Raw genomic sequence first — 11,294 nt, 5'->3', positions numbered from 1 at the left:
AGTGCGTTATCAGTATTCAGGTAGCTGTTGAGCCTGGGGCGGTAGCGTGCTTTTTTTCTGCTTAACTTAATCAGACAATCACACAAAAGAGTCGCTAGTGGAAAAGCCATTTCGAAAAATTCTGGTCATAAAGATGCGATATCATGGAGATATGTTATTAACTACTCCTGTCATCAGTACGCTCAAGCAGAATTATCCTGATGCAAAAATCGATATGCTGCTTTATCAGGATACCATCCCTATTTTGTCTGAAAACCCGGAAATTAATGCGCTCTACGGGATAAGCAATAAAGGTGCGGGAACATTCGATAAAATTAAAAATGTGCTTTCGTTGATAAAAACTCTGCGTGCGAATAATTATGACCTGGTCATTAATCTTACGGATCAGTGGATGGTGGCGCTGCTGGTACGTTTTTTACCCGCACGGATGAAAATATCGCAACTTTATGGTCATCGGCAGCATGGCATTTGGAAAAAAAGCTTCACCCACTTAGCGCCAATACACGGCACACATATTGTTGAGCGTAATTTATCGGTCCTTGAGCCATTAGGTATTACCGATTTCTACACCGACACAACAATGAGTTACGCCGAAGATTGCTGGAAGAAGATGCGCCAGGAGTTAGATGCCCTGGGCGTAAAAGATCATTATGTTGTCATCCAACCGACAGCGCGTCAGATATTTAAGTGCTGGGATAACGATAAATTTTCTAAGGTTATCGATGCGCTGCAACAGCGAGGGTATCAGGTTGTCCTGACCTGTGGGCCTTCGGCAGATGATCTCGCTTGTGTAGATGAGATTGCACGAGGTTGCGAAACAAAACCCATTACTGGCCTTGCAGGTAAAACACGTTTTCCTGAACTAGGCGCGTTAATTGATCATGCAGTGCTTTTTATTGGTGTGGATTCTGCGCCGGGGCATATTGCGGCGGCGGTGAAGACGCCAGTTATTAGTCTATTTGGGGCCACTGATCATGTATTCTGGCGCCCATGGACTGAGAATATTATTCAATTCTGGGCGGGGAATTATCAGAAAATGCCGACCCGTCATGAACTTGACCGCAACAAAAAATATCTTTCTGTTATTCCAGCGGAAGATGTGATCGCCGCTACGGAAAAGCTGTTGCCAGAAGATGCCCCATCAGCTGACAGGAATACACAATTATGATCGTGGCGTTTTGTTTATATAAATATTTTCCATTTGGTGGGCTTCAACGTGACTTTATGCGCATTGCATCAACAGTTGCCGCACGGGGCCACCATGTTCGGATCTATACGCAGTCGTGGGAAGGTGATTGCCCGAAAGCATTTGAGCTTATTCAGGTGCCAGTTAAGTCCCATACCAACCATGGACGCAATGCAGAGTATTATGCCTGGGTACAAAATCATCTCAAAGCGCATCCCGCTGATCGCGTTGTTGGGTTTAATAAGATGCCAGGGTTGGATGTTTATTTTGCCGCTGATGTTTGTTACGCCGAGAAAGTTGCGCAAGAAAAAGGTTTTTTATATCGTTTAACATCACGATATCGCCATTATGCCGCATTTGAGCGAGCGACTTTCGAGCAGGGTAAATCGACGAAACTTATGATGCTGACCGATAAGCAAATCGCCGATTTCCAGAAGCATTATCAAACTGAATCTGAACGTTTTCAAATTCTTCCTCCCGGTATTTATCCGGACAGAAAATACAGCGAGCAAATCCCAAACAGTCGTGAAATTTATCGGCAGAAAAATGGCATAAAAGAGCAACAAAACTTATTACTGCAGGTTGGATCAGATTTTGGTCGTAAAGGTGTTGATCGCTCAATTGAAGCTTTGGCATCGTTACCGGAATCATTACGTCACAATACGCTTTTATTTGTTGTTGGCCAGGATAAACCGCGGAAATTTGAAGCGTTGGCAGAAAAACTCGGCGTGCGGAGCAATGTGCATTTCTTCTCCGGTCGCAATGATGTGTCAGAATTAATGGCAGCCGCTGATTTATTACTGCATCCCGCTTATCAGGAAGCCGCGGGTATCGTTCTTCTTGAAGCGATCACTGCTGGATTACCTGTTTTAACAACTGCAGTATGTGGGTATGCGCATTATATTGCAGATGCCAATTGTGGAACGGTCATTGCTGAACCTTTCTCCCAGGAACAATTAAATGAGGTTTTACGTAAAGCGTTAACTCAGTCTCCATTACGAATGGCCTGGGCGGAGAATGCTCGCCATTATGCCGATACTCAGGATTTGTATAGCCTGCCAGAGAAAGCCGCAGATATCATTACAGGTGGTTTAGATGGTTGAATTAAAAGAGCCGCTTGCCACACTTTGGCGTGGTAAAGATGTTTTTGCAGAAGTCAAAGAACTGAACGGCGAGGTCTTTCGTGAACTCGAGACGCGTCGCACATTACGCTTTGAGCTGTCCGGGAAAAGCTATTTTCTTAAATGGCACAAGGGGACGACATTAAAAGAGATTGTAAAAAATCTACTCTCATTACGGATGCCCGTTTTGGGCGCAGACAGAGAGTGGCACGCTATTCATCGCCTGAGTGATGTTGGCGTTGATACAATGAAGGGCATTGGGTTTGGTGAGAAAGGTTTAAACCCATTAACCCGTACATCATTTATTATTACCGAAGATCTCACTCCCACGATTAGCCTTGAAGATTATTGTGCTGATTGGGCAGTCAACCCGCCTGATATACGTGTAAAGCGTATGCTGATTACACGAGTGGCAACCATGGTGCGTAAAATGCACGCCGCAGGGATAAATCACCGTGACTGCTACATTTGCCACTTTTTACTTCATTTGCCATTTACTGGCCGGGAAGATGAATTAAAAATTTCGGTTATCGATCTGCATCGGGCACAGATACGTGCAAAAGTACCGCGTCGTTGGCGCGATAAAGACCTGATTGGTTTGTATTTCTCATCAATGAATATTGGGCTGACGCAGAGAGATATCTGGCGATTTATGAAGGTTTATTTTGGGATGCCTTTACGTAAGATATTATCTCTTGAACGGAATTTATTGAACATGGCAAGTGTTAAGGCCGAGCATATTAAAGAGCGAACACAACGCAAAGGATTATAAAAATATTTATCAGTATGTACTGGAACTAACTTCATTATGACTATTTATTTTATAAACTGGATTGCAGATTATGAATTAAGAATGATCCAGTACCTGAAAAAAAAGTACAAGATAAAAAATATAACAACACCAAAAAAATACAACTGGGTTAATAAGAAAATTTCGAAATTAGGGATGGATAATGCATGGCTGGGGCGATTATTCATCAAGCATTACCTCAATGATATCAGAAAAGATGACATAATTATCTTTAATGACAGTGTTATTAATAAAGGTATCAATAAACAAATATTAAAAAACATTAACTGTCATAAAGTTTTGCTTCTAAGAAATACTGTCAGCGAAGATTTTATTTTTGATAACACTAATTATTTTGATATTATCTATGATTTTGAGCATAGATTTATAGGGAATGAAAAGACCAAGGCAATAGAACAATTTTTTCCTATAGGAATGGATGAAATTAGAAATTATAGTTTATCTGACAAAAATAACAGTCAGCCAATATGTTTTTTTCTTGGGCGTGATAAAGGACGTCTTCAAATAATTAATGAATTAGCCGATAGATTAACAACACTAGGATGTAAGTTAGATTTTAATGTTGTCAAAGATAAAACATCATCTCCGACTTCAAAGTATTTGATTGAAGAACAAATACCGTATGAAGAGAATATTAGAAGAACATTAAATGCTAATATAATTGTTGATATAACTAAAGAAAACCAATCTGGCTGGACTCTTCGTATACTTGAGGCACTATTTTTCAATAAAAAATTAATTACTAATAATATAAATATACTTGGTTCAGAAATCTATAGTGAGTCTCGCTTTTTTATAATAGGTCATGATGATTGGGATAAGTTAGAGTATTTTATTAACTCATCTGTTAAACCAATGGATTATGATAGCTTATATAAATTCAGCCCTGATAAAATGATGTCAACAATTGTTTCTGATTTTATAGAAAAATAAAATCATTAAAACAGTGAGCTTTACTCAATTAATGAGAGTTTCAATGAAAATAGCATTTATCGGCGAAGCTGTTTCTGGATTTGGCGGCATGGAAACAGTCATTCGTGATGTTATTACTACCTTCAGGAAACAACATATCCATAGTGAAATGTTTTTCTTTTGTCGTAATGATAAAATGGATAAGGGATGGCTGGACGGTATTAAGTACTCGTGTTCATTTTCCAATATTCGCTTAGGTTTTTTGCGTCGCGCGAAACATATTCATGCGTTAAGCAAATGGCTTCAGGATTATCAGCCAGATGTTGTTATTTGTATTGACGTGATCTCGTGTTTGTATGCGGCCAAAGCTCGTAAAAAATCAGGAATTGATGTGCCAGTATTTTCATGGCCGCATTTTTCTTTAGATCACAAAAAACATGCTGAATATATCACCTGTGCCGATTATCATTTAGCAATCAGCTCTGGCATTAAACAGCAAATGATTAATCGGGGTGTAGCAGAATCGACGATAAATGTTATTTTTAATCCAGTCGAAGCTAAAGACACAGTCATTCCTGCGCCTGAGGAAGGCGAAACGGCAACGTTCATTTATGTTGGGCGTATGAAATTCGAGGGCCAGAAGCGGGTTAAAGACCTCCTTGATGGCTTATCACAAGCGCAAGGTAACTGGAAACTCCATGTATTGGGTGATGGTTCCGATTTCGAAAAATGCCAGGCTTATAGTAGAGAACTAAATATTGATGATCGAATTGTCTGGTATGGTTGGCAACAACATCCCTGGGAATTGGTCCAGCAAGATATTAAAAAAGTGAGTGCGTTATTGCTCACGTCATCTTTTGAAGGTTTCCCAATGACCCTACTTGAAGCCTTGTCATGGGGAATTCCTTGCATCAGCGCCGATTGTGTCTCCGGGCCTGCTGACATTATTCAACCTGATGTTAATGGTCATCTGTATCAATCGGGAGATATTGCTGGTTTTGTAACGCTTCTCAATAAATATATAGCAGGTGAAATTTATATCGAACATGAAACAATTCCTGCGTCGATCGATAAATTTTACCAATCGAAGTATTACGATAGATTACATAAGATAATTATTTCTGCTATTTCCCGGAGGAAATAATGCAGCAGGTGTTTTTCCAGGAAACTGAGTTTCTTAATTCAGTTATTGATTATAATCATAAAGTAGAAACAGAAAATCTTTGTCTGGATATCGCTTATGGGACTGACAGAAATTTTCTATTTGGTTGCGGAATTTCGATTGCTTCAATATTAAAGTATAATGAAGGAAGTCGATTGTGTTTCCATATTTTTACTGACTATTTTGGTGATGATGATCGTAAGTATTTTGATGCCCTGGCGCTGCAGTATAAAACCAGAATTAAAATATATCTGATTAATGCTGATCGACTCCGCTCATTGCCTAGCACTAAGAACTGGACTCATGCAATATATTTTCGCTTTGTTATTGCAGATTACTTTATTAATAAGACGTCTAAAGTCCTTTATCTGGATGCAGATATCATTTGTCAGGGGACTATTGAGCCACTAATTAATTTCTCATTTCCTGACAATAAAGTCGCAATGGTTGTTACAGAAGGGCAAGCTAAGTGGTGGGAAAAACGCGCCCATTCGTTAGGTGTTGCGGGAATTGCTAAAGGTTACTTTAACTCCGGTTTTTTATTGATTAATACTGACCAATGGGCGGCTCAGCAGGTTTCTGCACGAGCCATAGCAATGCTAAATGATCCAGAAATAGTCAAAAAAATAACACATCCTGATCAGGATGTATTAAATATGTTGCTGGCAGACAGACTTATTTTTGCTGATATAAAATATAACACCCAGTTTAGCTTAAACTATCAACTCAAAGAAAGTTTTACAAACCCAGTAACCAACGATACTATTTTTATCCACTATATCGGTCCAACCAAGCCCTGGCATGATTGGGCCTGGGATTATCCTGTATCACAAGCCTTTATGGAGGCAAAAAATGCTTCGCCATGGAAGAGCACGGCGTTGCTGAAACCGAACAATAGCAATCAATTAAGATATAGCGCAAAACATATGCTTAAAAAGCATAGATATCTAAAAGGATTTAGCAATTATCTTTTTTATTTTATTGAAAAGATAAAGCATTAAAACTGGGAAACTATAAAGTAATGATATAAGGGTAGCATTGTGGACTCATTTCCTGCCATAGAGATAGATAAAGTTAAAGCCTGGGATTATCGGCTAGTTAATATAAATACTTCTGAATGTTTAAATGTTGCCTATGGTGTCGATGCTAATTATCTTGATGGTGTAGGTGTTTCCATCACATCAATTGTCCTAAACAATCGACATATTAATCTTGATTTTTATATTATTGCTGACGTTTATAATGATGTTTTTTTTCAAAAAGTCGCAAAGCTTGCAGAGCAATACCAATTAAGAATCACGCTATATAGAATTAACACTGATAAGCTCCAGTGCTTGCCTTGTACACAGGTCTGGTCAAGAGCAATGTACTTCCGTTTATTTGCATTTCAATTATTGGGTTTAACGCTTGATCGTTTGCTTTATCTTGATGCAGATGTTGTTTGTAAAGGCGATATTAGCCAACTATTGCATCTGGATTTAAACGGAGCGGTCGCTGCTGTTGTTAAAGATGTTGAGCCAATGCAGGAAAAGGCGGTATCCAGGTTGTCTGATCCTGAATTACTTGGGCAGTACTTTAATTCCGGCGTCGTTTATTTAGATTTAAAAAAATGGGCTGACGCAAAACTAACAGAAAAAGCGTTGTCTATTCTTATGAGTAAAGATAATGTTTATAAATACCCTGATCAGGATGTTATGAATATCTTACTGAAAGGGATGACAATATTTTTGCCTCGTGAGTACAATACAATTTATACAATTAAAAGTGAATTAAAAGACAAAACACATCAAAACTATAAAAAGCTGATTACAGAAAGCACTCTGCTTATTCATTATACAGGTGCAACTAAACCGTGGCACAAATGGGCAATTTATCCATCGGTAAAATACTATAAAATAGCTTTAGAAAATTCACCATGGAAAGATGACTCTCCACGAGATGCAAAATCAATTATTGAATTTAAAAAAAGATATAAACACCTTTTAGTGCAGCATAATTATATCTCAGGAATTATAGCAGGAGTCTGTTATCTTTGCCGAAAATATTACCGTAAATAACATTTAACTGGGTTATTATGATTCAGAAGAGCAAGATCAAAGACTTGGTTGTTTTTACCGATGAAAACAATTCAAAGTATCTCAATGTATTAAATGACTTCTTGTCTTATAATATAAATATCATCAAGGTTTTTCGTTCTATTGATGATACAAAAGTTATGCTTATTGATACCGATTACGGTAAATTGATTCTTAAGGTTTTTTCTCCGAAAGTTAAGCGTAACGAACGTTTCTTTAAGTCTCTGTTAAAAGGTGATTATTACGAACGCCTTTTTGAGCAAACCCAAAAAGTACGAAATGAAGGGTTAAATACACTCAATGACTTTTATTTATTGGCTGAACGCAAAACCTTACGATTTGTCCATACTTATATCATGATCATCGAGTATATTGATGGCATAGAGTTGTGTGATATGCCCGATATTGATGATGTGCTAAAAAATAAAATTCAGCAATCAATTAATTCCTTACATCAACATGGCATGGTTTCTGGCGACCCCCATCGTGGTAACTTCATTATAAAAAATGGTGAGGTTCGAATTATTGATCTCTCCGGAAAACGTGCTTCAGCGCAGCGTAAAGCGAAAGATCGTATTGACTTAGAGCGTCATTACGGTATTAAAAATGAGATTAAAGATCTAGGCTATTATCTTTTAGTATATCGTAAAAAAATGCGCAATTTTATGCGGCGTTTGAAAGGGAAACCAGCGCGCTAAAATAGAAATATCCACAATTACGTGTCTTCACCAGGACAGTTTTAAGCGGAGTTATTTATTTCACAGGTTTATCATGAAGAATATTAGATACATTGACAAAAAAGATGTTGAAAACCTGATTGAAAATAAAACATCTGATGATGTTATTATTTTTCTTTCTGGGCCTACATCGCAAAAAACACCTTTGTCAGTATTACAAACAAAGGATATTATTGCTGTCAATGGTTCTGCGCAATATCTGTTAAGTAATAATATCGTTCCTTTTATATATGTACTTACAGATGTCCGCTTTTTACATCAGCGTCGTGATGATTTTTATAAATTTAGCCAGAGAAGTCGTTATACCATAGTAAATGTTGACGTTTATGAACACGCTTCCAAAGAAGATAAACTTTATATCCTCCAGAACTGTCTTGTATTACGGTCTTTTTACCGCCGGGAAAAAGGTGGTTTTATAAAGAAGATTAAATTTAATATTTTGAGACAGATTCACAAAGAACTGCTGATCTCTGTACCGTTGTCTAAAAAAGGTCGTCTGGTCGGATTTTGCAAGGACATTAGTCTTGGTTATTGCTCATGCCATACTATTGCCTTTGCTGCAATTCAAATAGCATATTCACTTAAGTATGCACGGATTATTTGTTCCGGTCTTGATTTAACGGGTAGTTGTTCGCGTTTCTATGACGAGAATAAGAATCCCATGCCCTCGGAATTAAGTAGGGATTTATTCAAAATCTTGCCATTTTTCCGTTTTATGCATGATAATGTAAAAGATATTAATATTTATAATTTATCAGATGATACGGCTATTTCTTACGATGTAATTCCATTTATTAAACTTCAAGATATCAGTACGGAAGAGTCAAAGGATAAGACAAGAAAAAAAATGCAATATAAAGCTTCAACTGATTCTTATGCTAATTAGTTATCCTGAAACTAAAATAATATGGTATAAAAATGCGTTTAGGAACTTTTCACAAAAAGAAAAGATTTTATATAAACAAAATCAAAATTAATTTCCTTTCTTTTTTATTTCGTAAGAAAATCAATAACCAAGTTACAGAGCCAGCACAAATTAAATCATGCCTAATCATTCATGATAATAATAAACTCGGTGATCTAATTGTATTAAGTTCGATTTATCGTGAGCTTTATAGTAAAGGAGTTAAAATAACCATTCTCACAAATAGAAAGGGTGGGGAGTTTCTCTCTAATAATAAAAATATATTTGAGTTCTGTATCAAAGAATCGACGGGTTCCCTTAAAATGCTTACTCTATGTAAGCATCTGCGGGATTTACAGTTCGATATTGTATTAGACCCCTTTGAAACAATGCCCTCATTTAATCATAGTTTAATATTATCAAGTTTAAAAGATTCTTACATTCTGGGTTTTGATCAATGGTATAAGCGTTACTATTCATTTTACCATCCCCACGATGAATGTTTAAAAGAACATATGAGTACACGAGCAACAGAAATACTGAAGCATATTTATGGTGAGGGTGAATTTTCCACCGACTACGACTTGCATTTACCTGTAGATGTTGAAAATAAAATAAAAGATTTTATTGGAAATACAAGAATAATCATCATTAACCCATTAGGTGCAAAAAAAATATGCCGACTTACCTTTGAGCAAATAAAAATTATATATCAAGAAGTGAAAGCACAGTTTGAAAATTATCGAGTGATATTTACCGGGTTACCACAAGATTTATTGACAATACCAATACCTGAAATTGAAACACTACCATTTGACGAGTTTATTTATACTGTTGCGTTGACCCGGTATAGTGATTTTGTCATTTCTGTTGATACAGCTCTTGTTCATATCGCTGCGGCTTATCATAAACCAACGCTTGCATTTTATCCTAATTCACGTACTCCGGAATATCCCTCACATTTAATTTGGGCCCCGAATAATCATCAATCTATACAAATAGTATCTCCAACATTTACGATAAAAGATATCGATACTGAAACTTTAACTGATTCAGTAAAGAGATTAAGTTGTATAGATAAGAAGTGAGTTAAAACTCACTTCTTAAACTTGTCTATTCTTGATTAATAGTATTGTTGCGATTATTAATAACGAGTAAGAGGACTATCGCGGATATAACGATAATTGGAATGCTGCGTGCCCATATGATCACATCACTGAGTCCAATCCCCACAATGCCGAGCGTTAATATCAACAAACCCAATGCGCGTTTTTTATATACTGTATAAAATAGTGAAAAATAGAGGAAAAGGGTGGAAAAAATCCCCATCAGACCTTTCAGTGACCCTGCTTCAATTATCTCATTATGTAGGTGTACGTTAGCAAAATCCAATGCCCCTCTTAGTCTATTGTTTTCTGCGACTAACAAATTCATACTTTCAGCGCGCGACTCTGCAGATCTAAATGAAAGAGGCGATTCTTTGAATAAATCAAAACCAATTTCGTACATTGCCAGTCTTGCACCTAAGGAAGTTACGCTATTAGCATTGGTATAACTGTTTAAATCATTTAATGCTTCGTTATAGCGATATTGAATTGGTTTATTAAATATAATTACAACACTGGTCAATATAGCAATTAGAAGAACAATAGCGGAAGTGAATTTTTTTGGGGATTTGTTGTAATATGTAATTAGTGCAACAGCACAAATTACAGGGAAAAGGAGTAGAGTTGCTCTGGTTTGTGTCAGTGCCAGAACATAAAGTACCGCGCAACTATTTAATAAAAATAAAAAAGGATGGTTTTTTTTAGTATAAAGAATTGCAACACCACTAACTATCCCTATTAGCATTGTTGAATATGCTGCTCCTGTTGCCGCTCCTATACCAAAAGAAATGCGGTCATATTCATGAATGCTATTAGTATAAATTGCATATGCAGCAATTATAAATGACAGGGAATATAAAATGTATAACACACTTTCTTTTTTTGTTTTTAGCTGGCTAGTTAGTGCTAAAAAAACAATAAAAGATCCAAATATAAATATTTTGGCAGTATTTAAATAACTGTGGTAAGTAGCACGAAATGGAGAGTTGTCTACTTTAAACACAGAATACCAAATTAAATCAAGCAATCCTATAAAAAATATAGAAAGTGGAAGGATAAGGTTTTTTATATTATAATTTCCTTGTCTGCCACGTAAAATTAGTGATAACAAGCAAACTATAGCAGTGATATTATATATCTTTATGCTGAAAGTGTTATCGATGAATGCAATTATCAATGAAAAAAAACATAATATATAAGTCATTATCTCTAGAATCACAGATGATTTCAGAGTGTAAGGTTTCCATGAGTGAAATTTAATGAAGGTTGGCATGTTTTAC

The 11,294-nt window shown here is 36.5% G+C and carries 11 protein-coding genes; 10 read left to right on the top strand and 1 reads right to left on the bottom strand.

Going from position 1 to position 11,294, the window contains the following annotated elements:
* Window positions 1-97 precede the first annotated feature (97 nt).
* The 10 genes from rfaQ to FEK66_RS00785 all read left to right on the top strand — a co-directional run bounded on the left by rfaQ (window position 98) and on the right by FEK66_RS00785 (window position 9,996).
* Window positions 98-1,168, top strand: coding sequence for a lipopolysaccharide core heptosyltransferase RfaQ (gene rfaQ / locus FEK66_RS00830; RefSeq protein ID WP_130206721.1), 1,071 nt, complete (start codon window positions 98-100; stop codon window positions 1,166-1,168).
* Window positions 1,165-2,289: a lipopolysaccharide glucosyltransferase I gene (gene rfaG / locus FEK66_RS00825; protein ID WP_130258375.1), complete on the top strand. Its 1,125-nt coding sequence runs from the start codon at window positions 1,165-1,167 to the stop codon at window positions 2,287-2,289. The genes rfaQ and rfaG overlap by 4 nt, the downstream gene beginning before the upstream one ends.
* Window positions 2,282-3,079: a lipopolysaccharide core heptose(I) kinase RfaP gene (gene rfaP, locus FEK66_RS00820; protein WP_130206717.1), complete on the top strand. Its 798-nt coding sequence runs from the start codon at window positions 2,282-2,284 to the stop codon at window positions 3,077-3,079. The genes rfaG and rfaP overlap by 8 nt, the downstream gene beginning before the upstream one ends.
* Before the next feature lie 36 nt (window positions 3,080-3,115).
* The gene (gene rfaS, locus FEK66_RS00815; protein WP_130206715.1) at window positions 3,116-4,051 is read left to right on the top strand and encodes an LPS core biosynthesis protein RfaS; all 936 of its coding nucleotides are present in this window, start codon (window positions 3,116-3,118) and stop codon (window positions 4,049-4,051) included.
* 43 nt (window positions 4,052-4,094) lie between these two features.
* Complete coding sequence (gene waaB, locus FEK66_RS00810; RefSeq protein WP_135495410.1) at window positions 4,095-5,174, top strand: lipopolysaccharide 1,6-galactosyltransferase; 1,080 nt, start codon at window positions 4,095-4,097, stop codon at window positions 5,172-5,174.
* A complete protein-coding gene (waaO, locus tag FEK66_RS00805; protein WP_130206709.1) occupies window positions 5,174-6,193 on the top strand; it encodes a lipopolysaccharide 3-alpha-galactosyltransferase in 1,020 nt (339 codons plus the stop codon). The genes waaB and waaO overlap by 1 nt, the downstream gene beginning before the upstream one ends.
* A 39-nt stretch (window positions 6,194-6,232) precedes the next feature.
* Window positions 6,233-7,249, top strand: coding sequence for a lipopolysaccharide 1,2-glucosyltransferase RfaJ (rfaJ, locus tag FEK66_RS00800; RefSeq protein ID WP_135495409.1), 1,017 nt, complete (start codon window positions 6,233-6,235; stop codon window positions 7,247-7,249).
* Window positions 7,250-7,266: 17 nt separating this feature from the next.
* Window positions 7,267-7,965 carry a lipopolysaccharide core heptose(II) kinase RfaY gene (rfaY, locus tag FEK66_RS00795; RefSeq protein WP_130206705.1) on the top strand — a complete coding sequence of 233 codons (699 nt, stop codon included), beginning with the start codon at window positions 7,267-7,269 and terminating at the stop codon, window positions 7,963-7,965.
* Between the two features lie 73 nt (window positions 7,966-8,038).
* A complete protein-coding gene (gene waaZ, locus FEK66_RS00790; RefSeq protein WP_131161547.1) occupies window positions 8,039-8,890 on the top strand; it encodes a 3-deoxy-D-manno-oct-2-ulosonate III transferase WaaZ in 852 nt (283 codons plus the stop codon).
* A gap of 32 nt (window positions 8,891-8,922) precedes the next feature.
* Window positions 8,923-9,996, top strand: coding sequence for a glycosyltransferase family 9 protein (locus tag FEK66_RS00785; protein WP_131161548.1), 1,074 nt, complete (start codon window positions 8,923-8,925; stop codon window positions 9,994-9,996).
* 25 nt (window positions 9,997-10,021) lie between these two features.
* Here the strand turns inward: FEK66_RS00785 and FEK66_RS00780 are convergent, their stop codons facing one another.
* The gene (locus tag FEK66_RS00780) at window positions 10,022-11,287 is read right to left on the bottom strand and encodes an O-antigen ligase (RefSeq protein ID WP_138158609.1); all 1,266 of its coding nucleotides are present in this window, start codon (window positions 11,285-11,287) and stop codon (window positions 10,022-10,024) included.
* Window positions 11,288-11,294: the final 7 nt, after the last annotated feature.

This window comes from Escherichia sp. E1130 (assembly GCF_005781065.1).
GTDB lineage: Bacteria > Pseudomonadota > Gammaproteobacteria > Enterobacterales > Enterobacteriaceae > Escherichia.
Note: the sequence above shows the minus strand (reverse complement) of the source record. Positions and strands in the feature narration are given on the sequence as shown.

Coding starts and splice junctions, on each gene's coding strand:
- rfaS (WP_130206715.1), top strand. CDS start 3,116: ATGACTATTTATTTTATAAACTGGATTGCAGATTATGAATTAAGAATG.
- rfaY (WP_130206705.1), top strand. CDS start 7,267: ATGATTCAGAAGAGCAAGATCAAAGACTTGGTTGTTTTTACCGATGAA.
- waaB (WP_135495410.1), top strand. CDS start 4,095: ATGAAAATAGCATTTATCGGCGAAGCTGTTTCTGGATTTGGCGGCATG.
- rfaG (WP_130258375.1), top strand. CDS start 1,165: ATGATCGTGGCGTTTTGTTTATATAAATATTTTCCATTTGGTGGGCTT.
- rfaP (WP_130206717.1), top strand. CDS start 2,282: ATGGTTGAATTAAAAGAGCCGCTTGCCACACTTTGGCGTGGTAAAGAT.
- waaZ (WP_131161547.1), top strand. CDS start 8,039: ATGAAGAATATTAGATACATTGACAAAAAAGATGTTGAAAACCTGATT.
- FEK66_RS00785 (WP_131161548.1), top strand. CDS start 8,923: ATGCGTTTAGGAACTTTTCACAAAAAGAAAAGATTTTATATAAACAAA.
- FEK66_RS00780 (WP_138158609.1), bottom strand. CDS start 11,287: ATGCCAACCTTCATTAAATTTCACTCATGGAAACCTTACACTCTGAAA.
- waaO (WP_130206709.1), top strand. CDS start 5,174: ATGCAGCAGGTGTTTTTCCAGGAAACTGAGTTTCTTAATTCAGTTATT.